General features: G+C 53.0%; 32 protein-coding genes and 1 pseudogene. 3 read left to right on the top strand and 30 right to left on the bottom strand.

Going from position 1 to position 21,469, the window contains the following annotated elements; translation table 11 throughout:
- From BGE37_RS25435 to BGE37_RS10820, 18 genes and pseudogenes are all read right to left on the bottom strand, one after another.
- Positions 1–71, bottom strand: a pseudogene (locus BGE37_RS25435) (C40 family peptidase); the annotation flags it as partial.
- A gap of 4 nt (positions 72–75) precedes the next feature.
- Entirely contained in the window at positions 76–774 is a 699-nt protein-coding gene (locus BGE37_RS10900) for a phage minor tail protein L (protein ID WP_061336346.1), read from the bottom strand.
- On the bottom strand, positions 774–1,103 hold the full coding sequence (locus tag BGE37_RS10895; protein ID WP_000847401.1) for a phage tail protein: 330 nt from the start codon (positions 1,101–1,103) through the stop codon (positions 774–776). The genes BGE37_RS10900 and BGE37_RS10895 overlap by 1 nt, the downstream gene beginning before the upstream one ends.
- A complete protein-coding gene (locus BGE37_RS10890) occupies positions 1,100–3,679 on the bottom strand; it encodes a phage tail tape measure protein (RefSeq protein WP_105288020.1) in 2,580 nt (859 codons plus the stop codon). The genes BGE37_RS10895 and BGE37_RS10890 overlap by 4 nt, the downstream gene beginning before the upstream one ends.
- Complete coding sequence (locus BGE37_RS10885; RefSeq protein WP_000459457.1) at positions 3,672–4,106, bottom strand: phage tail assembly protein T; 435 nt, start codon at positions 4,104–4,106, stop codon at positions 3,672–3,674. Before BGE37_RS10885 ends, BGE37_RS10890 begins: the two co-directional genes overlap by 8 nt.
- The gene (gene gpG / locus BGE37_RS10880; protein ID WP_000479153.1) at positions 4,088–4,510 is read right to left on the bottom strand and encodes a phage tail assembly chaperone G; all 423 of its coding nucleotides are present in this window, start codon (positions 4,508–4,510) and stop codon (positions 4,088–4,090) included. Before gpG ends, BGE37_RS10885 begins: the two co-directional genes overlap by 19 nt.
- 15 nt (positions 4,511–4,525) lie before the next feature.
- Positions 4,526–5,266, bottom strand: coding sequence for a phage tail protein (locus tag BGE37_RS10875; RefSeq protein WP_001345558.1), 741 nt, complete (start codon positions 5,264–5,266; stop codon positions 4,526–4,528).
- A 7-nt stretch (positions 5,267–5,273) separates the two neighbouring features.
- On the bottom strand, positions 5,274–5,669 hold the full coding sequence (locus tag BGE37_RS10870) for a phage minor tail U family protein (protein ID WP_000683105.1): 396 nt from the start codon (positions 5,667–5,669) through the stop codon (positions 5,274–5,276).
- Positions 5,666–6,244 (bottom strand): phage tail protein, encoded by a 579-nt coding sequence (locus BGE37_RS10865; RefSeq protein WP_096968257.1) that lies wholly within the window; start codon positions 6,242–6,244, stop codon positions 5,666–5,668. Before BGE37_RS10865 ends, BGE37_RS10870 begins: the two co-directional genes overlap by 4 nt.
- An 11-nt stretch (positions 6,245–6,255) precedes the next feature.
- Positions 6,256–6,609 carry a head-tail joining protein gene (locus tag BGE37_RS10860; protein ID WP_021514936.1) on the bottom strand — a complete coding sequence of 118 codons (354 nt, stop codon included), beginning with the start codon at positions 6,607–6,609 and terminating at the stop codon, positions 6,256–6,258.
- A gap of 11 nt (positions 6,610–6,620) precedes the next feature.
- Entirely contained in the window at positions 6,621–7,019 is a 399-nt protein-coding gene (locus BGE37_RS10855; protein ID WP_000158862.1) for a DNA-packaging protein FI, read from the bottom strand.
- Between the two features lie 41 nt (positions 7,020–7,060).
- Entirely contained in the window at positions 7,061–8,086 is a 1,026-nt protein-coding gene (locus BGE37_RS10850) for a major capsid protein (RefSeq protein WP_000063272.1), read from the bottom strand.
- 55 nt (positions 8,087–8,141) lie between these two features.
- The gene (locus tag BGE37_RS10845; protein ID WP_001299443.1) at positions 8,142–8,474 is read right to left on the bottom strand and encodes a head decoration protein; all 333 of its coding nucleotides are present in this window, start codon (positions 8,472–8,474) and stop codon (positions 8,142–8,144) included.
- A 9-nt stretch (positions 8,475–8,483) separates the two neighbouring features.
- Positions 8,484–9,803 carry a S49 family peptidase gene (locus tag BGE37_RS10840; protein WP_000123317.1) on the bottom strand — a complete coding sequence of 440 codons (1,320 nt, stop codon included), beginning with the start codon at positions 9,801–9,803 and terminating at the stop codon, positions 8,484–8,486.
- Complete coding sequence (locus tag BGE37_RS10835; RefSeq protein WP_001676384.1) at positions 9,784–11,385, bottom strand: phage portal protein; 1,602 nt, start codon at positions 11,383–11,385, stop codon at positions 9,784–9,786. Before BGE37_RS10835 ends, BGE37_RS10840 begins: the two co-directional genes overlap by 20 nt.
- A complete protein-coding gene (locus tag BGE37_RS10830; protein WP_000198149.1) occupies positions 11,382–11,588 on the bottom strand; it encodes a phage head-tail joining protein in 207 nt (68 codons plus the stop codon). The genes BGE37_RS10835 and BGE37_RS10830 overlap by 4 nt, the downstream gene beginning before the upstream one ends.
- On the bottom strand, positions 11,585–13,510 hold the full coding sequence (locus tag BGE37_RS10825; RefSeq protein ID WP_001519677.1) for a phage terminase large subunit family protein: 1,926 nt from the start codon (positions 13,508–13,510) through the stop codon (positions 11,585–11,587). The genes BGE37_RS10830 and BGE37_RS10825 overlap by 4 nt, the downstream gene beginning before the upstream one ends.
- On the bottom strand, positions 13,485–14,030 hold the full coding sequence (locus BGE37_RS10820) for a DNA-packaging protein (RefSeq protein ID WP_000453611.1): 546 nt from the start codon (positions 14,028–14,030) through the stop codon (positions 13,485–13,487). The genes BGE37_RS10825 and BGE37_RS10820 overlap by 26 nt, the downstream gene beginning before the upstream one ends.
- A gap of 388 nt (positions 14,031–14,418) precedes the next feature.
- Between BGE37_RS10820 and BGE37_RS10810 the strand changes: the two genes are divergently transcribed.
- Both BGE37_RS10810 and iss read left to right on the top strand, forming a co-directional pair.
- Positions 14,419–14,613: a YlcI/YnfO family protein gene (locus BGE37_RS10810; protein WP_001307652.1), complete on the top strand. Its 195-nt coding sequence runs from the start codon at positions 14,419–14,421 to the stop codon at positions 14,611–14,613.
- Between the two features lie 360 nt (positions 14,614–14,973).
- On the top strand, positions 14,974–15,267 hold the full coding sequence (gene iss, locus BGE37_RS10805) for an increased serum survival lipoprotein Iss (RefSeq protein WP_000738421.1): 294 nt from the start codon (positions 14,974–14,976) through the stop codon (positions 15,265–15,267).
- Positions 15,268–15,298: 31 nt separating this feature from the next.
- Here the strand turns inward: iss and rzpD are convergent, their stop codons facing one another.
- Genes rzpD through essD form a run of 3 tightly spaced genes read right to left on the bottom strand, consistent with a single transcriptional unit; the run spans position 15,299 to position 16,469 of the window.
- The gene (gene rzpD, locus BGE37_RS25970; RefSeq protein WP_001082739.1) at positions 15,299–15,760 is read right to left on the bottom strand and encodes a prophage endopeptidase RzpD; all 462 of its coding nucleotides are present in this window, start codon (positions 15,758–15,760) and stop codon (positions 15,299–15,301) included.
- On the bottom strand, positions 15,757–16,254 hold the full coding sequence (gene rrrD, locus BGE37_RS10795; RefSeq protein WP_001135277.1) for a lysozyme RrrD: 498 nt from the start codon (positions 16,252–16,254) through the stop codon (positions 15,757–15,759). The genes rzpD and rrrD overlap by 4 nt, the downstream gene beginning before the upstream one ends.
- Positions 16,254–16,469 (bottom strand): phage lysis protein EssD, encoded by a 216-nt coding sequence (gene essD, locus BGE37_RS10790; protein WP_000839596.1) that lies wholly within the window; start codon positions 16,467–16,469, stop codon positions 16,254–16,256. Before essD ends, rrrD begins: the two co-directional genes overlap by 1 nt.
- A 589-nt stretch (positions 16,470–17,058) precedes the next feature.
- Between essD and ompC the strand changes: the two genes are divergently transcribed.
- Positions 17,059–18,141, top strand: a complete 1,083-nt coding sequence (gene ompC, locus BGE37_RS10785) for a porin OmpC (RefSeq protein WP_000737275.1) — start codon at positions 17,059–17,061, stop codon at positions 18,139–18,141.
- Between the two features lie 188 nt (positions 18,142–18,329).
- Here the strand turns inward: ompC and quuD are convergent, their stop codons facing one another.
- From quuD to BGE37_RS10740, 9 genes are all read right to left on the bottom strand, one after another.
- Positions 18,330–18,713 (bottom strand): antitermination protein QuuD, encoded by a 384-nt coding sequence (gene quuD / locus BGE37_RS10780; protein WP_001204780.1) that lies wholly within the window; start codon positions 18,711–18,713, stop codon positions 18,330–18,332.
- 85 nt (positions 18,714–18,798) lie between these two features.
- On the bottom strand, positions 18,799–18,939 hold the full coding sequence (locus tag BGE37_RS10775; RefSeq protein ID WP_000971068.1) for a YlcG family protein: 141 nt from the start codon (positions 18,937–18,939) through the stop codon (positions 18,799–18,801).
- Positions 18,936–19,298, bottom strand: a complete 363-nt coding sequence (rusA, locus tag BGE37_RS10770) for a crossover junction endodeoxyribonuclease RusA (RefSeq protein WP_001297087.1) — start codon at positions 19,296–19,298, stop codon at positions 18,936–18,938. The genes BGE37_RS10775 and rusA overlap by 4 nt, the downstream gene beginning before the upstream one ends.
- Positions 19,295–19,585 (bottom strand): DUF1364 domain-containing protein, encoded by a 291-nt coding sequence (locus tag BGE37_RS10765; protein ID WP_000774478.1) that lies wholly within the window; start codon positions 19,583–19,585, stop codon positions 19,295–19,297. The genes rusA and BGE37_RS10765 overlap by 4 nt, the downstream gene beginning before the upstream one ends.
- Entirely contained in the window at positions 19,578–19,748 is a 171-nt protein-coding gene (locus tag BGE37_RS10760) for a NinE family protein (protein ID WP_000224907.1), read from the bottom strand. Before BGE37_RS10760 ends, BGE37_RS10765 begins: the two co-directional genes overlap by 8 nt.
- A complete protein-coding gene (ybcN, locus tag BGE37_RS10755) occupies positions 19,748–20,203 on the bottom strand; it encodes a DNA base-flipping protein YbcN (RefSeq protein ID WP_001010744.1) in 456 nt (151 codons plus the stop codon). Before ybcN ends, BGE37_RS10760 begins: the two co-directional genes overlap by 1 nt.
- Complete coding sequence (locus BGE37_RS10750) at positions 20,200–20,301, bottom strand: hypothetical protein (RefSeq protein ID WP_072186465.1); 102 nt, start codon at positions 20,299–20,301, stop codon at positions 20,200–20,202. The genes ybcN and BGE37_RS10750 overlap by 4 nt, the downstream gene beginning before the upstream one ends.
- 96 nt (positions 20,302–20,397) lie before the next feature.
- Positions 20,398–20,904, bottom strand: a complete 507-nt coding sequence (locus BGE37_RS25585) for a hypothetical protein (RefSeq protein WP_042815059.1) — start codon at positions 20,902–20,904, stop codon at positions 20,398–20,400.
- A 238-nt stretch (positions 20,905–21,142) separates the two neighbouring features.
- Complete coding sequence (locus BGE37_RS10740; RefSeq protein WP_042815056.1) at positions 21,143–21,466, bottom strand: P22AR C-terminal domain-containing protein; 324 nt, start codon at positions 21,464–21,466, stop codon at positions 21,143–21,145.
- Positions 21,467–21,469: the final 3 nt, after the last annotated feature.

The raw sequence follows: 21,469 nt of genomic DNA, 5'->3' as shown, positions 1-21,469 counted from the left end.
ACGAAGCCGCACGACTCCGCTGGCGCACATCGCCGGGCGTGCGCCAGAATCGCTGATTCTGTCTCTGTCATGGGATTACTGCGAAAGTTTGTTAATGGAAAGGAAGCCGCCAAAGTTGCCGACGTTATTGCGAAACTTACAGCCACTCAGGCATTTGCTGCATTTATCCTTCGTGATATCGGACGTCGGCTGGTCATATTCATCCGCGACAGCCGGACCGCTATAACCGCACTCGTCACCGCGATAGGTCCAGGTGCAGGTGTTGGCCAGCATGATACGTCCCGGAAAAACAGCGCCATCCGTTTCCGTCGGCGTGGACAGTACAAAGGAGGCACTCACCGCGCTCAGTTCGCTGCACTGCTCGATGCGCCAGCGGCTGATCACCTCCTGCTCCGGATCGGCGTCACTGTTTCCGTTGACGAAGTTCACCGCATCCAGAAAACGGGCGTAAACCTTACGCCGGACCACCGTTCCGCCAACCAGACTCTGCAGATCTTCCGCCATCCCGGTGACCATACCGTACAGGTTAGAGACCGTCAGTGTCGGACGGGCAGCACTGCCCTTGCCGTTCAGTTCAAATCCCGTCCCCTGAATGGGATACGGCTGATACTGTCGCCCCTGCCAGGTGACCGGCTCACCTTTTTCGTTCTGCTCATTACAGAAAAAATAACGTTCTCCACCGACCTCTGTCAGATCGATTTCCCAGAGCACCACGCTGGCCGACTGCTCCGCACGGGTGCATTCATTCAGTGTTTCCTGCCGGATATCCTGCATCAGTTCACCACCTGTTTAAACTCTGCGCTGAACTCAACACGCAACATACTGACCTGCGACGACCATTTTGCGCAGGTCACCTTTATCTGCCTGTAACCATAAGGCGGCGTCCACAGAAAGGCCTTCCAGCCTCCGTGCTCTGCCAGAAACGACTCCAGCGCCGTGGCCTCCTCACGGGAGACAGACAGCGTCACGCTGTACGTTTTCAGGTCAGCGTTCAGCCCGGCAGGCGCACGCTGGGAATAGCCATCACCAAAGCGCACCTCCCTGACGGAAGGAGCCGATGTCACATCCATCCCGGGTTTCACTTTCCAGCGGAAGGTTTTCATCGTCCACCTCCGGAGAACAGACCACCATCGCGCATCTGCCCGGTCACAACATCCATTGCCGCCTTACGGGCTACGTCATAAACAGCCTTCAGCGCCTGTGGCCCTATCTGCCCGTTCGTGCCGTCGTTGTTAATCACCACATGGTTATTCTGCTCAAACGTCCCGGACGCCTGCGACCGGCTGTCTGCCATGCTGCCCGGTGTACCGACATAACCGCCGGTGGCATAGCCGCGCATCAGCCGGTAAAGATTCCCCACGCCAATCCGGCTGGTTGCCTCCTTCGTGAAGACAAACTCACCACGGTGAACAATCCCCGCTGGCTCATATTTGCCGCCGGTTCCCGTAAACCCTCCGGTTGCAAAATGGAATTTCGCCGCAGCGGCCTGAATGGCTGTACCGCCTGACGCGGATGCGCCGCCACCAACAGCCCCGCCAATGGCGCTGCCGATACTCCCGACAATCCCCACCATTGCCTGCTTAAGCAGAATTTCTGTCATCATGGACAGCACGGAACGGGTGAAGCTGCGCCAGTTCTGCTCACTGCCGGTCAGCATCGCCGCCATATTCTGTGCAATACCATCAAAGGTCTGCGTGGCTGCACTTTTTACCTGCGACATACTGTCCGTGGCGCTCTCTTCCCACTCACTCCAGCCGGACTTCAGGCCTGCCATCCAGTTCCCGCGAAGCTGGTCTTCAGCCGCCCAAGTCTTTTTCTGCTCTGACATGACGTTATTCAGCGCCAGCGGATTATCGCCATACTGTTCCTTCAGACGCTGTTCTGTGGCTTCCCGCGCTGCCTGCCGGTCAGTCAGCCCCCGGTTTTTCGCATCAATGGCGGCCCGTTTTGCCCGTTGCTGCTGTGCGAATTTATCCGCCTGCTGCGCCAGCGCGTTCAGGCGCTCCTGATACGTAACCTTGTCGCCAAGTGCAGCCAGCTGGCGTTTGTACTCCAGCGTCTCATCTTTATGCGCCAGCAGGGATTTCTCCTGTGCGGACAGCTGGCGACGTTGTGCCGCCTCCTCCAGTACCGCGAACTGACTTTCTGCCTTCCACAAATCCCGGCGCTGCTGGCTGATTTTCTCATTTGCTCCGGCATGCTTCTCCAGCGTCCGGAGTTCAGCCTGAAGCGTCAGCAGGGCAGCATGAGCACTGTCTTCCTGACGATCGCCCGCAGACACTTTCACGCCGGACTGTTTCGGCTTTTTCAGCGTCGCTTCATAATCCTTTTTCGCCGCCGCCATCAGCGTGTTGTAATCTGCCTGCAGGATTTTCCCGTCTTTCAGTGCCTTGTTCAGTTCTTCCTGACGGGCGGTATATTTCTCCAGCGGCGTCTGCAGGCGTTCGTAAGCCTTCTGCGCCTCTTCGGTATATTTCAGCCGTGATGCCTCAGACTCGGCCCAGTCCTTTGCTGCCATCTCTCTGGCCTTTTCAAGATCGGCCTGCAACGTGGCGGCTGAAAGCCCAAGTTGCGCATTCGCTCTGTCCTCCCATGCTCCCCGGAGATTGGCAAGAAATGCTGAGGTTTTACCGCGCCGGTGGCTTCGGCTCTGATACCACTGCCATTTTTTGTCCGCCTCATCAAAAGCCTTTTCTGCTTTCTCCAGCATTCCCTGGGCAGTGTCCGGGCGACCAATATCCAGCACCGAATCCCACATGGATTTGAATGCCCGTGCTGTCCTGTCTGCCCAGGTCTCCAGCGTGCCCATGTTCTCTTTCAGGCGGCGGGTCTGGTCATCAAACCCTTTCGTTGCGGCCTCGTTCGCCGCCTGCAATGCCCCGGCTTCATCTCCGGAACGCTGCAACTGAGCAACATACGCAATCTGCTCCGCCGTCACGTTATGGAACTGGCGTGCCATCGCCGTCAGCCCCGACGTCGGGTCTGTGGTCAGCTTCCCGAAGGCTTCAGCGACCTTGTCCACCTCCACGCCGGATGCAGAGGAGAAACGCGCCACACTCTGGCTGATGGACGCAATCTGAGCCTCACCGCTTACCCCCGCCTTAACCAGTGCGCTGAGTGACTCGCTGGTCTGGTTAAACGTCAGCCCTGCCGCCTGCCCGGCTCTGGACAGGACCAGCATACGATCTGCCGTCAGTCCCGCCTGATTGCCGGAAAGGACCAGCGTTTTGTTGAAATCGGACAGGGTTGAGTTGCCCTGATACCAGGCATACGCCAGCGCACCGGTCGCCACCGCCAGCGAGGTGGCCCCCACCATCGGCAGGATGATCGCACCGGCAAGCCCCCTGAACATGGGGATCATCCCGCCGAAGGAGTCCTTCACCTGCCCCCCCTGTTGCAGCAGGATCAGCCACGGACTTTGCCCGCCTGCAAGCTGCGTGGCCACGTCGGTGAACTGTGCAGGCAGCATACGCATGGCGGCTTTATACTGCCCGACGGAAATCCCCGCTTTCTGTGCAGCCAGCGCCTGTCGGCTCAGCGACTGTTCAACGACTGCCGCTGTTTTTTTCGCATCACTTTCCGTACCGGAAAAATGACGCCTGACTCTGGCCATCTGCTCGTCAAATCTGGCCGCATCCAGACTCAAATCAACGACCAGATCGCCTACCGGTTCAGCCATACCGGACTCCTCCTGCGATCCCTTCTGATACTGTCATCAGCATTACGTCATCCTCCGTCATGTCCGCCACATCCGGGGAAGCGGGGATAACTTCATTCCCGTCCGGGCCAAAGCGGACACCTCCGGCAAGCCCTGCCGCTTTCTGCATCAGCACATCATCTTCAGGCTCTTCGTCAGCCTCGCGCCGGTTCAGCAGACTGAAATCCAGCGGATGCATATCCGGATCGCTGAAAAACAGGCTGAGCACGGTGTACGTCAGCCCGGAAAAGTGCATATCCAGCAGAACATCATGAAAATAATGGGTACTGTAAAAGCGGTGCCAGTCGGCATACTCCGTGGATGACATCCCGGCAAGCATGGCACGCCAGTCGGGTCGCCCCATCTCACGCGCCAGTTTCAGGGCAAAACTCAGCTCACCGTCGAACACTTTCCCGCAGAAACAGGCTCTGCGGGCCCGGCGTCCTCTGTCTGTTCAGGGGCATTATTCACCACAAACTCATACATACCAGACAGCCGGTACACCACGTTTTCAGCATGAGAAATTGCCTCCGTGGGCCAGGTGGTAAGCACTTCCTGCTCAATCTGTTTAACGGCTTCATTCATGGACGGCATCTGCGTCTTCTGCGGATGGTTATGCCACAGGGACATCGCCACCAGAAACGCGCCGGTTCTGATGGCGTCTTCCACAGTAAACTTCCGGTTGCTGTCTGACTCCGCCTGTTCTGCCTGCCGTTTCATCAGGGCGAGATGCTCAATACGCTGCAGGGCTGACAGTTCAGAAAGCGTGACGGTCACGCCGTTATGTTCAAATGATTCGGTTTTCAGGAACATCGCTGACTCTCCGGATTAACTGTCGGTGACAGTGATTTCTGCAACCGCAGCAAGTTCACCATTACCGGATACAACCGGAATGTTGACCTTACCTGCAGCAACGCCTTTCACGGTGATGGTCATACCACTGACCGACACGGTGGCTTTTGTTTTATCCGCTGACACCGCACGGAAGCTCTTGTCAGTTGCGCCCTCCGGCTGGAATGCCACGGTCAGCGTGGTGCTCTGCCCTTTCACCACCGAGGAGCTGGCAGGCGTCACAGTCATACCGGTTGCCGCTGTTACCGTGCTGCGATCTTCTGCCATCGACGGACGTCCCACATTGGTGACTTTCACCGTGCGGGTGATCACTTCCTTCGCCGTCACCGCCTTACCGATACTGCTGACCCAGCCACGGAACACATCGACCGTGCCGTTCGGGAAGCGGATTTTATAGGCACGGGTATCGCCTTCATTAAACCACGCCAGCAGCGCCTGCTGCCCCTGCTCTCCGGGCATCCACGCCAGCGTGAAGCTGGTATCTCCGGCGGATTTCTGCCCCTGCCCGGTCGCGGTCCAGTCCGCATCTTCATCATCGAGATAACTGTCGTCATAGGACTCAGCGGTCAGTTCGCCGGGCGTCAGGTCTTTAACTTTAGCCAGACGCGACCAGTCAACGTCTGAAAGCGGGTTCGCATAAGGGTCGCCGCTCCCGTTATAAACCCACAGGGTGGTTCCGGCACCTTTCACCGGTATTGCTGGATTTGGTACAGGCATATCGTCCTCACATTTCATAGGTAATGACATAAGTCAGATCGGCAGAACTCCACAGGCCCGCATCATCGTCGCGCCGGTAGTCATAGCCACTGGCCACCATACTGGTGATCAAATCTGACAGTGCCGGGATATCGCTCATCACCGGATAAATCCGGGACTCCATCCACGCATCCAGCTCTGAATCCGGCACCTGAGCAGGCAGGAAAACTTCGATATGCAGTTCCGCCTGCCAGGTATCGCTGTCCAGCTCTTCGCCCGTGTATTCAGCGCCGGTGAGATAAACGGCAACTGCCGGAAAATCCGCCTCATCAAAAACAGCGGGGCGACCATCAAAAAACGTCGCCCCGGTGTCATGCTTCTCCAGTGCATCCAGTACGGCTGCACGGAGTTCAGTATGTTTCATCGCTTTATTACCATCCTCAGTTGATGCTGCAGCGCATAGCCCAGCTCTTTCGGAAGACGCTCACGCCGTATCCGCTCAATATTCTGTTTAAACGCCGTGGTCAGCGGCACCGCCATCGGGATTTTCACCACATCAATGGGGTAACGGTTTTTCCCGGCCACACGCTGCATGACATGCCAGCGGCCATTTTTCAGTTGCTGAATAAACGCGCCGGGAATACGACGGTTTCCCACCACAAGCACGCTGCCGCCACCTTTCAGGGCTGAACGCTGCCCCTTTTTACGACGCCTGCGTCGGGACAGGACAATCCGCGCGTTACCCAGCTTTATTACGGGCAAATCCCCCCGGTTAACCTTGATTCTGGCCTGCGGATTTTTGACCGTGGCCCTTTTCAGCCTGGCCCTTTCCTTTACCAGTTTCCGGCGTACCTTTGTCTCACGGGCAACCTGTGACGCCGACTGCGATATCGCGGATGAAGCAACGCGGTTAATGGCCATTGCGGCGGCACCAGGCACCGCCGTTTTGCTGATACGGCTGAGGTTTTCAACGGCCTGCTCAAGACCTTTTATGACCATACATCCCCCTTTCAGCGGCGACGGTTAACGGCAGGCGGTACGCCCCGTCCAAGCCAGAGATGACAACTTCCGCCATCATCCGGCGAAACCCGATCTACCCAGAAATTTTCCTCACCGATGGTCAGCGTGTCTCCACGCCGCAGCTGCCGCGCATCATCAGTCCGGACAAACAGGGACGGGCTGGAGCCTTCAACGCGCACGCCCTGTCCGGCATAGCTGATATTTTCAGGGTCATCAAAAACACCACGTATCACCGCACCTGACTGCTCACCGGATGTCATGGTGGCTGACGTTCCCATGTACCCGCGTATCGTTTCATCGGCGCGGGCAATGGCAGCATCGAACAGGTTATCGAAATCAGCCACAGCGCCTCCCGTTATTGCATTCTGGCCAGGCCGCGCTCTGTCATTTCGGCTGCCACACCGGCAGAGACACGAAACGCCGTTCCCGGCAGCACAAATGCCACAGGTTTATCCCGCGTGGCGTGAAGTGCATCAGTATGCAGCGTCACCAGTGCCACGACCGTGACCAGTTCAGCCGTATCCTGAATCACGGTATCCGGCTGCGCTGATACCACCTCATTTTCATGCCCGGTCAGCACATTTTCCCGGCTGAGAGGGGTGTCCTGACCGGCAGTTTCATCCGTGTCATCAAGCTCTTCTTCCAGCTCTGCCACACGAAGCGCCAGTTCTTCTTTCGTTCCCGTCAGGCTGACATCGCGGTTCAGTTGCTCACCCAGCTCCTGAAGACGGGCAATCAGTTCATCTTTCGTCATGAACTCCTCCACAGAGAGAAAATGGCCCCGAAGGGCCATGATTACGCCAGTTGAACGGACACGAACTCATCAGGGTCAGCCAGCAGCATCAGCGGTGCTGACTGAATCATGGTGAACTCACGCGCCGGATCGCCGGTGGTCACCCAGTTTTTCGGGTAACGGGCAGAGGCGTTAATGCCTTCGCGCTGTGCGTCCGCATCCTGAATGCAGCCATAGGTGCGCAGACCGCGAGCCTGAGTGTTCCCCAGCACCATCGTGTTGTCCGGCAGGAAGTTCTTTTTGACGCCGTTTTCCACGTACTGTCCGGAATACACGACGATGGCCACATCGCCATACATTCCCTTATAGGACACCGCTTTGCCCAAGTCTTTCACCGCTGTCTCCAGCTCGGAATGAGAGCCGCGACGGGTATCCAGCTTCTCCTTGACGGCTTTGAAGGAACGGAACAGCGCCCAGCCTTTCGGGTCAAACACGATGATATTCACCACACCGCTGGCGTTCAGCGCGTAGGCTTCGATATCGTCGGTCGGGTCATACGTGGACTTGTCACGCTTGCTCCACTCCGTGACGCCGGACTGTGTGATGTTGTTCGCCGCACTGCGGCCCATATCCACCTCAACCGGATCGAAGGCTTCACCGGTCATGGTGTATTTGCCCTTGAGCACGGCAGAAACTGCCTGCATCTCTTCGACCTGAGCAATGGCCAGCTCTTCGTCACGCATGTTCTGCATGATGATGCGACGGCGGCGGTAAGCCGGGTCCGCCAGATTCTGCGGATCTTCATCCGGCAGGCGACGCAGGGTCATCTGCGGATTCACCTCATGCTTGGGTTTGACATATCCCGGCGTAAATTCAGAGGTGGAGCCGCCACGGGAACGGATAACCTCACCGGAAACAATCGGCGAAACGTACAGCGCCATGTTTACCAGTCCCGGAATTTGTGAGAGATAGACTTTCTCCGTAGTGAAGGGATAGCTCTCACGGAAAAAGAGACGCAGAAACAGCGGATCAAACTTAAATTTCTGCTCATTTGCCGCCAGCAGCTGGGCGGTTGTGTACATCGACATAAAAAAATCCCGTAAAAAAAGCCGCACAGGCGGCCTTTAGTGATGAAGGGTAAGGTTAAACGATGCTGATTGCCGTTCCGGCAAACGCGGTCCGTTTTTTCGTCTCGTCGCTGGCAGCCTCCGGCCAGAGCACATCCTCATAACGGAACGTGCCGGACTTGTAGAACGTCAGTGTGGTGCTGGTCTGGTCAGCAGCAACCGCAAGAATGCCAACGGCAGCACCGTCGGTGGTGCCATCCCACGCAACCAGCTTACGGGTGGATGTGTCCAGCATCAGCGGGGTCATTGCAGGCGCTTTCGCACTCAATCCGCCGGGCGCGGTTGCGGTATGAGCCGGGTCACTGTTGCCCAGCGGCTGGTAATGGGTAAAGGTTTCTTTGCTCGTCATAAACATCCCTTACACTGGTGTGTTCAGCAAATCGTTAACGGCATCAGATGCCGGGTTACCTGCAGCCAGCGGTGCCGGTGCCCCCTGCATCAGACGATCCAGCGCAGTGTCACTGCGCGCCTGTGCACTCTGTGGTGCAGCTGCCAGAATGCGGCGGGCCGTTTCCACGGTCATACCGGGGGTTTCTGCCAGCACGCGGGCCTGTTCTTCGCGTCCGTGAGCCTCCTCACAGTTGAGGATCCCCATAATGCGGCTGTTTTCTGCCGCAACCGCAGCGGTGATCTGCGCGTTCACGTCCGGCTGCGCCGCGCTGGCGTTTTCGCCCTCCGTCGCTGGCACCACGTCAGTAACGTCAGCCTGCGAAGCAGTGGCTGAAACAGTTGTTGATTGAGTCTCTTTGGTCATTCGCCCTCCTGAGAGACGGGATTTACGTGCATCCAGTGCATCACGCATAACGGTGATCGCATCGGTGCTGTTGACAAGTTCATCAGCCAGTCCGGCATCAATGGCCTCCTGACCGCTGTACACTGCAGCCTCGGTATCCAGCACAGCCTGCACGGACAGGCCGGTATATGCCGACACCTTCTGTGCAAACATCCGGCGGGTTGCATCCATCCGGGACTGCAATGTTTCCCGGACATCATCCGGTAGATGGCTGTAGGGGTTGCCATCCACCTTATGGCTGCCGCTGTAAATCAGCGTGATTTCCACGCCCTGTTTCTCCAGTGCAGCGCCGTAATTACTGTGAGCCATCATGACGCCGATGGAGCCTGTCCGGGCGGTCTGCGTGACCAGACGCCGGGAGGCGGCACTGGCAAGCAGCTGACCTGCGCTGCAGTTCATGTCATTGGCCAGCGCCCATACCGGCTTTATGTCACGCACACGGGCGATGATGTCAGCGCAGTCAAATGCCCCCGCCACCATCCCGCCGGGCGTGTCCATATCGAGCAGAATGCCGTCCACCATCGGATCGCTGGCAGCCTGTTGCAGACGGGCGATAATGCCGTTGTAACCGGTCATCCCCGAGTACGGCTGCAGCGCCCGCGTCCGGCTGACCAGCGTGCCGGACACCGGCAGCACGGCGATGCCGTTCATGACCTGATAACTGCGGGCCTGTCGTGGTCCGTCATCATCACCGGATAATGCCAGCGTCGCGAGTGCCTCCTGGGCAGTCAGGCTGTCGCCGGACACCGCATCCGTCAGGCGGCTGATCCCAAGCTGGCCTGCAAGCGCACAAAAGAAAACCCGCGCATAGGCGGGTTCAAGCATCAGCGGCTCATTAAAAGCCATGCTGGCAATATGCGGGAGATTACGCAGCTCTGCTGTCACTCTTCTCCTCCTCTGTTGATTGTCGCAGCCCGGATTCAAATGCCGCAGCCGCCCAGGCGGGCGGTTTAAGACCGGCTGCACGGCGCTCCATCGTTTCACGGACCTGCTGGGCAAAAATTTCCTGATAGTCGTCACCGCGTTTTGCGCACTCTTTCTCGTAGGTACTCAGTCCGGCTTCTATCAGCATCACCGCTTCCTGTACTTCTTTCAGACCATCGATGGCCATACGACCGGAGCCTATCCAGTCGCAGTTCCCCCAGGCACTTCGGGCTTCCTGAAAACTGAAGCGCGCTTTTGAAGGTAACGTCACCACGCGGCGAGCGATGGCCTCTTCCAGCCAGCACAGAAACATCTGGCTCGCCTGACGGGATGCGACGAATTTTCGCCGCCCCATAAAGTACGCCCACGACTCGTTCGCACTGGCCCGTGCCGTGGAGTAGCTCATCTGGGCGTAATTCCGGGAAAGCTGCTCATACGAGACACCCAGCCCGGCAGCGATATACCGCAACAGTGACTGCTCAAACACGGAGTAGCCGTTATCCGTGTCCTGAGCCGTCTGCAGGTTCAGTGAGTCCCCCGGCATCAGGTGCGGCACTTTTGCGCCTCCCAGCCGGACCGGTGCTGCGGCGTAATACGCGGCAATTTCACCAATCCAGCCGGTCAGCCTTTCCCGCTGCTCCTGACTGTTCGCGCCCAGAATAAAATCCATCGCTGACTGCGTATCCAGCTCACTCTCAATGGTGGCGGCATACATCGCCTTCACAATGGCGCTCTGCAGCTGCGTGTTCTGCAGCGTGTCGAGCATCTTCATCTGCTCCATCACGCTGTAAAACACATTTGCACCGCGGGTCTGCCCGTCCTCCACGGGTTCAAAAACGTGAATGAACGAGGCGCGTCCGCCGGGTAACTCACGGGGTATCCATGTCCATTTCTGCGGCATCCAGCCAGGATAGCCGTCCTCGCTGACGTAATATCCCAGCGCCGCACCGCTGTCATTAATCTGCACACCGGCACGGCAGTTCCGGCTGTCGCCGGTATTGTTCGGGTTGCTGATGCGCTTCGGGCTGACCATCCGGAACTGTGTCCGGAAAAGCCGCGACGAACTGGTATCCCAGGTGGCCTGAACGAACAGTTCACCGTTAAAGGCGTGCATGGCCACACCTTCCCGAATCATCATGGTAAACGTGCGTTTTCGCTCAACGTCAATGCAGCAGCAGTCATCCTCGGCAAACTCTTTCCATGCCGCTTCAACCTCGCGGGAAAAGGCACGGGCGTCTTCCTCCCCGATGCCCAGATAGCGCCAGCTTGGGCGATGACTGAGCCGGAAAAAAGACCCGACGATATGATCCTGATGCAGCTGGATGGCGTTGGCAGCATAGCCGTTATTGCGTACCAGATCGTCTGCGCGGGCATTGCCACGGGTAAAGTTGGGCAGCAGGGCTGCATCCACACTTTCACCCGGTGGGTTCCACGCCCGCAACTGCCCACCAAATCCGCTGCCACCGCCGTGATAACCGGCATATTCACGCAGCGATGTCATGCCGTCCGGTCCCAGAAGGGTGGGAATGGTGGGCGTTTTCATACATAAAATCCTGCAGGTCCCCTGCGTCGCTGTGTCATGCCGGTCTGCACCTCCAGCTCCGCAATGTATTTTTTCAGGTCAGACACGGAAGTGGCCGTAAACTCCACTCGCCGTCCGTCTTTCTGTACCGTTGCCACCCGTTTACCTGTCATCAGGTCATGCAGTGCCGCACGGGCAGCGGCAAGTTCTTCCTGTCGCGTCATTCATCCTCTCCGGATAAGGCACGGGCGTAATCTGCCAGTGTTTTCTTGTTGGTTGCTGCACCATCCTCTTCCTGCAGGCTCGCCAGCAGTGCACTGAGATCCAGCTGCCAGCGGGAAATACTGATGCGCAGCGCCGCCAGCGCATAAACGAAGCAGTCGAGCGCCTCATTGCGTCGCTTTTTGCTGTCCCACAGTATTTTTTTCCTGCCATCCACCCATTTTTCGACCTGCTCTTCAGCAGTCAGCTGCTGCGCTTCGGTCAGATCAAAAATATCCGGGTTATTCGGGAAGTGAACGGCACCGGGAAGCGGTTCATCCCCTTCCGGCGTCAGTGTGAAGCGGTTATAAATCTGCTCTTTCGCGGTATCCGTACCGATTTCGGTAAGGTAAACCCCGTTTTTGTTTCGCTTACGAGGCATGCTGGCCACCGGCTTACCGTAGACGGATGCCCCTTTAATGGGGATCACCCGGAACAGCCCATGCTTTTTCGAGCGTTCATACACAATGGTCGGGTCAATCCCGCCAATATCCCAGCAGATACGGGATACCGACATTTCTGCACCATTCCGGCGGGTATAGGTTTTATTGATGGCCTCATCCACACGCAGCAGCGTCTGTTCATCGTCGTGGCGGCCCATAATAATCTGCCGATCAATCAGCCAGCTTTCCTCACCCGGCCCCCATCCCCATACGCGCATTTCGTAGCGATCCAGCTGGGAGTCGATACCGGCGGTCAGGTAAGCCACACGGTCAGGAACGGGCGCTGAATAATGCTCTTTCCGCTCTGCCATCACTTCAGCATCCGGACGTTCGCCAATTTTCGCCTCCCACGTCTCACCGAGCGTGGTGTTTACGAAGGTTTTACGTTTTCCCGTATCCCCTTTCGTTTTCATCCAGTCTTTGACAATCTGCACCCAGGTGGTGAACGGGCTGTACGCTGTCCAGATGTGAAAGGTCACACTGTCAGGTGGCTCAATCTCTTCACCGGATGACGAAAACCAGAGAATGCCATCACGGGTCCAGATCCCGGTCTTTTCGCAGATATAACGGGCATCAGTAAAGTCCAGCTCCTGCTGGCGGATGACGCAGGCATTATGCTCGCAGAGATAAAACACGCTGGAGGGGTCATCCGGCGTCCATTTGAGGCCAAACGGCGTCTCTTTGTCGCCAAATTTAAGATACTGCTCCTCCCCGCAGTGCGGGCAGGCAACATGAAAACGCATAAAATGCGGGGATTCACTGGCTGCACGCTCAATCTGGCAGGTGCCTCTCACTTTGGGCGTGGAGCCACGGATGGACTTTGGCCAGACCGAGCCTTCAATACGTTTGTCGCCAAGGAACGTCGGAGAGCCTTCCTGTTCAATATCCTCATCAAAGGCAGCAAGTTCATCATAACCCGCCACATCCACCGACTTTTCACGGTAGTTTTTTGCCGCTTTACCGCCCAGGCACCAGAAGCCACGACCATTGGAAAAACGCTTCATAGTGAGCGTGTTATCCCGGTGCTTTTTGCCATACCACGGAGCCAGCGCCAGCAGCGACGGAATATCGCGGATGGTCGGCTCAACGTGGGTTTTCATAAAGTTCTCGGCATCACCATCCGTCGGCAACCAGATAAGTGTGTTGCGCTGCTTATGCTCTATAAAGTAGGCATAAACACCCAGCAGCATTTTGGAATAACCGACACGGGCAGACTTCACCACATTCACCTCACGGATGTAGTCGCTGCCCATCGCATTCATGATGGCCCGCTGAAAGGGCAGTGTTTCCCAGCGCCCTTCCTGGTATGCGGATTCTTTCGGGAGATAGTAATTAGCATCCGCCCATTCAACGGCGGTCTGTGGCTCCGGCCTGAACAGTGAGCGAAGCCCGGCGCGGACAAAATGCCGCAGCCTGTTAACCTGACTGTTCGATATATTCACTCAGCAACCCCGGTATCAGTTCATCCAGCGCGGCTGCTTTGTTCATGGCTTTGATGATATCCCGTTTCAGGAAATCAACATGTCGGTTTTCCAGTTCCGGAAAACGCCGCTGCACCGACAGGGGGATCCCGTCGAGAATACTGGCAATTTCACCTGCGATCCGCGACAGCACGAAAGTACAGAATGCGGTTTCCACCACTTCAGCGGAGTCTCTGGCATTTTTCAGCTCCTGTGCGTCGGCCTGCGCACGCGTAAGTCGATGGCGTTCGTACTCAATAGTCCCTGGCTGGAGATCTGTCTCGCTGGCCTGCCGCAGTTCTTCAACTTCCCGGCGCAGCTTTTCGTTCTCAATTTCAGCATCCCTTTCGGCATACCATCTTATAACGGCGGCAGAGTCATAAAGCACCTCATTACCCTTGCCACCGCCTCGCAGAACGGGCATTCCCTGTTCCTGCCAGTTCTGAATGGTACGGATACTCGCACCGAAAATGTCAGCCAGCTGCTTTTTGTTGACTTCCATTGTTCATTCCACGGCCAAAAACAGAGAAAGGAAACGACAGAGGCCCAAAAGCTCGTTTTCAGCACCTGTCGTTTCCTTTCTTTTCAGGGGGTATTTTAAATAAAAACATTAAGTTACGACGAAGAAGAACGGAAATGCCTTAAACCGGAAAATTTTCATAAATAGCGAAAACCCGCGAGGTCGCCGCCCCGTAACCTGTCGGATCGCCGGAAAGGACCCGCAAAATGATAATAATTATCATCTACATGTCACAACGTGCATCTACGCCATCAAACCACGTCAAATAATCAATTATGACGCAGGTATCGTATTAATTGATCTGCATCAACTTAACGTAAAAACAACTTCAGACAATACAAATCAGCGACACTGAATACGGGGCAACCTCATGTCAACGAAGAACAGAACCCGCAGAACAACAACCCGCAACATCCGCTTTCCTAACCAAATGATTGAACAAATTAACATCGCTCTTGAGCAAAAAGGGTCTGGGAATTTCTCAGCCTGGGTCATTGAAGCCTGCCGTCGGAGACTAACGTCAGAAAAGAGAGCATATACATCAATCCAAAGTGATGATGGATGAACATCCCGGTTTCTTCCACCATCGCACCGGAAAAGCGACTATGAGGGTAACCCTGCGTCTGTCAGCACAGTAAAACCCGGTGTGCATCGTTTTTGATTATTCCCGCACACTCACGCAGAAGGAATTCCCCGTCGGGCTACGGTCATGGTTAATGCGGGAATACGGCGACGATACAGCGCAGCTAAAAGGGTAATGGACAGATAGAGCGGTTTATTTCATTCCACAGGATTCTGAGTGCCCCCCCTCCTCCAATAGGCTGAGCATCCACCTATATAGTTTTAATTTTCATCAATCCATTTAACTATCGTTTAATTGTTGTCACATAGGATTCTGCCGTTTTTAACAATGCAGGATAATAAGATGAAAAAAATGTTGTTTTCTGCCGCTCTGGCAATGCTTATTACAGGATGTGCTCAACAGACGTTTACTGTTGGAAACAAACCGACAGCAGTAACACCAAAGGAAACCATCACCCATCATTTCTTCGTTTCGGGAATTGGACAGGAGAAAACTGTTGATGCAGCCAAAATTTGTGGCGGCGCAGAAAATGTTGTTAAAACAGAAACCCAGCAAACATTCGTAAATGGATTTCTCGGTTTTATTACTTTAGGCATTTATACTCCGCTGGAAGCGCGTGTGTATTGCTCACAATAATTGCATGAGTTGCCCATCGATATGGGCAGCTCTATCTGCACTGCTCATTAATATACTTCTGGGTTCCTTCCAGTTGTTTTTGCATAGTGATCAGCCTCTCTCTGAGGGTGAAATAATCCCGTTCAGCGGTGTCTGCCAGTCGGGGGGAGGCTGCATTATCCACGCCGGAGGCGGTGGTGGCTTCACGCACTGACTGACAGACTGCTTTGATGTGCAACCGACGACGACCAGCGGCAACATCATCACGCAGAGCATCATTTTCAGCTTTCGCATCAGCTAACTCCTTCGTGTATTTTGCATCGAGCGCAGCAACATCACGCTGACGCATCTGCATGTCAGTAATTGCCGCGTTCGCCAGCTTCAGTTCTCTGGCATTTTTGTCGCGCTGGGCTTTGTAGGTAATGGCGTTATCACGGTAATGATTAACAGCCCATGACAGGCAGACGATGATGCAGATAACCAGAGCGGAGATAATCGCGGTTACTCTGTTCATTGCTGACCCCACAAACAGATTTCACGCTCAATCTCACGACGAGTCATGAGACCTTTCCATTGCTTACCGCCAGCATATGTCCAGCGACGTAGCTGATCACATGCGCCTTTGATATCGCCCTGGTTTATTTTGCGAAGAAGCGTCGATGTTCTGAAATTGCCAGCACCCACGTTGTAAACGAATGAGTAAAGAGCGCCGCGCATTGTTTCCGGTATATCGACTTTGATGTACGGGTTAATTTGTCTGGCGACCGTGGCAAGGTCTTTATTCAGGAGGGCTTTGCATTCTGCTTTGGTATACGTTTTACCGAGCATGATGTCTTTTCCTGTATGCCCGTGACATACAGTCCATACACCAACAATATCTTTGTATGGTATGTAGCTGACACCTTCCAGACCATCGTTACCACTTGGGCCAGTGATTAACACTGATGCTATAGCAATTGCTCCGCCACCAATAGCAGCAGCAACGGCTTTTCGTAATGATGGAGGCATTATTCACCTCTCGCAGCCTTGCGCTTATCTTCTTTAATCTTGAAATAAAGGTTTGTCAGGTACGTCAGCAGGCCAAATACCAGGCTACCCAGCACACCTATTGCTGCCCACTGTGAGGGCGTGACTTTATCGAGCAGCTGTAAAAACCAGTAACCGGCACTACCTGCTGAGGTGCCATAGGCGACACCCGTTGTTAACTTATCCATGGATTTCATAACCCCACCTCGCAGACAAAGCGGGTGTAAATTGAGGGAATACAACGTATCGCAAAAAAGCAGAAACGTAACAGACTCGGAGTCAGTGAATAACTCAGGTATTGGGTTATCAGCTAATATCGAGACTCAAAAAATGGAAAAACCCGCTCGACGGCGGGTTTAAGCTGTGTGACGAAGTAACCACTCTTAACAGCATAACCAATTTTTTACGTACGTAAACCACAAAATGATATTTGCGAGAATGCTACCGAGTATTGAAAACACCACTACAAATACATAAGCAAATCTCAACAAATAACCAACAAATAATTTCCAGTGTTATTTTTAGCCGATTTAAATTGAACCTTCAAATTACAGAGCACTTATAAATAACAGCCGTTAATATAAATTGGCTAATAGATTTATTTTTATTCAGCCAAGATCCATGAATAGGATTCGATAGAAAAAAGTTCAGATAAAAATAGAGATCTACTTCACAAATCAAACGAGAAACCAAAACTTACATCTTGAAATAATCACATTGATTAGATGAATATTTATCGCGCAGTGACATCATTTTTTAATAATAGTTCAAAAAAAAGGGCTCACGATGAAAAAATTAACAGTGGCAATTTCTGCTGTAGCTGCATCAGTACTGATGGCGATGTCTGCTCAGGCAGCTGAAATTTATAATAAAGACAGTAACAAGCTGGATCTATATGGGAAAGTTAATGCCAAGCACTACTTCTCCTCTAATGATGCAGATGATGGTGATACTACTTATGCCCGTCTTGGCTTCAAAGGTGAAACCCAAATCAACGATCAACTGACTGGTTTCGGTCAGTGGGAATATGAATTCAAAGGCAACCGCGCTGAATCTCAAGGCTCCTCCAAAGACAAAACCCGTCTTGCATTTGCAGGCCTGAAATTCGGGGACTACGGCTCAATCGATTACGGCCGTAACTACGGTGTAGCATATGACATCGGTGCGTGGACTGACGTTCTGCCAGAATTCGGTGGCGATACCTGGACCCAAACAGATGTGTTCATGACTGGTCGCACCACTGGTGTTGCAACTTATCGTAACAACGACTTCTTTGGTCTGGTTGATGGTCTGAACTTTGCTGCTCAGTATCAGGGTAAAAATGACCGCACTGACGTAACTGAAGCTAATGGTGATGGTTTCGGTTTCTCCACTACTTATGAGTATGAAGGATTCGGTGTAGGTGCAACCTATGCTAAATCTGACCGCACTAATAATCAGGTTATCTACGGTAACAACAGCCTGAATGCATCTGGTCAAAATGCTGAAGTATGGGCAGCTGGTCTGAAATATGATGCGAACAACATCTATCTGGCTACCACCTATTCTGAAACCCAGAACATGACTGTTTTTGGTAATAACCATATTGCCAACAAAGCACAAAACTTCGAAGTAGTTGCACAATACCAGTTCGACTTCGGTCTGCGTCCGTCCGTTGCTTACCTGCAATCTAAAGGAAAAGACTTGGGTGCGTGGGGTGATCAGGACCTGGTTGAATATATTGATGTAGGTGCAACCTATTACTTCAACAAAAATATGTCCACTTTTGTTGATTACAAAATCAACCTGATTGATAAGAGCGATTTCACGAAAGCATCTGGCGTTGCTACCGATGATATCGTTGCTGTAGGTATGGTTTACCAGTTCTAATTTGATTACTAAAAGATATGTTGCGGGAGGCTTTGCCTCCCCAACATATAAGTGGCTCCCTCAAGCCACTTCCTTTAGGAGCACAACCTTGTTTCTAACTATATAAACCTTCTGTTATATATTACCCTTTATTTTTGGGGGCGTTGCAACGCCCCATTTTTAATAATTTTTAGTAAACAATTGGCATATTAATTAGAGTTATTAACAACGATATCCATCTCTAACCGGATATCTAATGCCATTAACATCCCTTCAATTATGCCCTCAGCCTTCTGTAACCTTTTCCCGATATAACCATCAGAGCAGCAATGCTTACCTGCCAGTGACATGAATGTCATACCGACTACATAATAATCTACTAATAAATCGTGCAAATCGCTGTTGTTCTTTTTCAGACGGGCCATGCACCCGCAAATGATCATCGCGTCATCGTCACAACATTGCGGGCGAGATTTTACTTTTGAAGGAATTAATCCCTTAAAACCGGCGGCAATGGACGACCAGGTCACATCTTCATGATTATTAGCCGCCCACGCTCCCCAACGCTCAAGAACCATCTGAATATCACGCATCAACTTACTCCACAAAAATCAGACCAGAACGCCAATTACAAGCAAAAATCAACAAAACAGTATTAGTTGATTGTTATCTCTGACTTCATACTCCTGCTCCTGTCAGGGTTTTGGCGTAATTCTTCAGTATTCGGTAATCGGTCAAAACAGAACCGGGGAAACGATATAAGCGCAGATGCCCCCAGCGGTGGCGAAGAAGTTCTGCCATATAAAACTCAAACATCATTCATTCCCCATTTCGGTGATGGTCAGTTCCAGCCTCCCACCTTTGGTAACAGGCATCTTCACAACGCGGTAATCAACGACCTGAGCATCATCCAGCCAGAAACCTGCTTTGGTGAGTGCGTCAAAAGCGGCTTTTTGCAGATTATCCAGGTCACGGCGACGGCGATCCGGCATGTGGCACTCTATGCGGATTTTCACAGGAATAGCCAGGCCGATATCCAGCATTGAGCCTTTAATGATTCGGGCGACGTTATCACGGTATGCCTGCCCTTCTGCGCTGATGTGCGTGCGCCCGCGATTATGCCGGTAGTAGCGGTTATTGCTCGGCGGCCAGGGTAATGTGATGCTGTAGGTATTCACGCCTCAATAACCCCCTCTTTCAACCAGATAACCTGTGTTCTCGCCATACCTTCCAGCGCGCATTCTTTTGCATATCCAGCGTCAACAAAATGCGTGCGACGGTCGATTTCGTCGTGGCAGGCAGAACATGCAATGGTGGCAATCAGGTCTGGCGGTTTGATACCGGTACCGCACAATCCAGCCAGCCGGATATGTGCCAGTACTGACGTTTCAGGATTGCCATTACATACGCCAGGGATTCTTACCTGGCATTCCCGACCACGCGCTGCTTTTCTCAAATCAGCCATGATTCCTCCTTGCTGCCAGTCGCAACCATTTTTTATCAACCAGGCTGGCGGTATATCCGAGCAGAGTTGGTATTTCGGATGGCTTCAGCTCAGGTTTACGCTTACGACGATTTGGTACTTTGTAGATGTGTCCGTTCATGACACGAATAAGCGGTGTAGCCATTACGCCTCCTGCTTGTCGCGCAGCAGCTGGAACTCGCAGCTCTGCGGAATAGTCAGGTGGCAGCCAATATTCATCGCCCAGGCTTCAACCTTACACAGGAAGACATACATCTCTCCGGTATCGAGATCGGAGGTATGACGTAATGACTGAATGGTGGTGATTTCACCGGTTACGACATCAACCAGTTCTTTGGTTTCATAACCGAGATAAGTGTGTTTGAGAGCATCTTTTACCCAAGCTGGAGTGGCGAACGTTTTACCCCTGCTGATGAGGTATTCACTGATTTCGCTGTACCACATGTGGCTGAGTGCATTCTGGGAAAGACTGCGTCTCTCGCGCCATGGTTTAAGCACCATGCGAAAGCATTTGCCGTCCTCCAGATAAGGCTGGATCTGCCGACCGATAGCGGTGAAGTTACCGCGATGCAGTTTGATGCCATCTTGTGGGAAGTTCACGCTTCACCTCCGCAGAGATCAAACGCTGGATGCAAGATATCGCAGGTGCATTTCTGCATCTGTGAAGGGAGAAGATAGTTTGGATTGTATGTGCGCATAAACGTCCCCGTTTAGCGCAGAAGTCACCGGAGTTGTTCAAGCTCCAATGGCATGATTATGGCTGGTTGATTATGGGAAATCAAATGTGCTGAAAATTAGTCTGCCAAGTCTTCCTCAGTCACAACTGGGTAATTCCAAATATCAAAAAAAGCTATAGCCTCCTGCCATTTGTTCCATAAATTATCAAGTACTTGTGTAGGTTCCGTACTTTTAAAAACAGAATCAGCCACATCACCGTTATGAACTTCCTCGTACAGTTCCATTATTAGCAGATTAACAAAGTACTGTTTCAACATTAATGCCTGATTACCTTCTTTCTGCTGGCTATCCTGCTTGATGATCTCCATCGCCCGTACCAGGCACCTGATGATATCCGCTGCATCATTAACGCTCCATTCAGATCCGCGCTTATCTTTAGCTGATGTATTGGCTCTCTCAGCGCAAGCCTTTAAAGACTCATAAAGGTAAACTCTATTTTGTAGCTGCAGCGCTTTTTTTGACGTGTACCAACTTGCAAGCGCCGACCCCGCTGCGGCTAATGTGCCAAACGCAGAAATGCCTGCTGCTATTGCACTTAAGTCGGCACTGTCAAAGTTCCACATTATCGTTACACCTTATATAAATACCCCTCAGTAATATCCAATAAGGTATGTGAACAATCAATATAATTTTATCCGTATCGGCACATAGCGATTTGAATGCTACTGGTAATGGTGTCTTTTAGATTATTTCGTCCAGTTTACAGCACCCGTATTTTATGAAATGGACTCGCACATTACCCCAAAAAATGCCAGCACTTCCGTCATCGTAGAATGCTGGCAGTATTTCTAACCAGTGACTTTATTGCAACAGATTCTGACGGAAATATGGTAACACTCGACTCCACTTATCATCCAGCCACGGCTGGAATTTTACATGTGCCGTTTCTCTGGCGAGGATTGCTCGCGCTCTGGTGAGTATCTGGGAATATTCTTGCTCGATGGAAGTGAAGCGACCAGCTTCACGATGCTCCGCAACCTGAAGAAGGGGAGTAACGTTCTGGCAGGCGGTTAACATCGCATCCCCTGCTCGCCATAACCAGGCGAGTGTGCAAAGTTCGTTATCAGTGAATTGTTTTGTGATTGGGAATTGTTGAACTGCTAGAACGAGAACGCCAGCATCCATTGG

Origin of the sequence: Escherichia sp. MOD1-EC6300 (assembly GCF_002965045.1) — a bacterium.
Classification (GTDB): domain Bacteria; phylum Pseudomonadota; class Gammaproteobacteria; order Enterobacterales; family Enterobacteriaceae; genus Escherichia; species Escherichia coli_F.
Note: the sequence above shows the minus strand (reverse complement) of the source record. Positions and strands in the feature narration are given on the sequence as shown.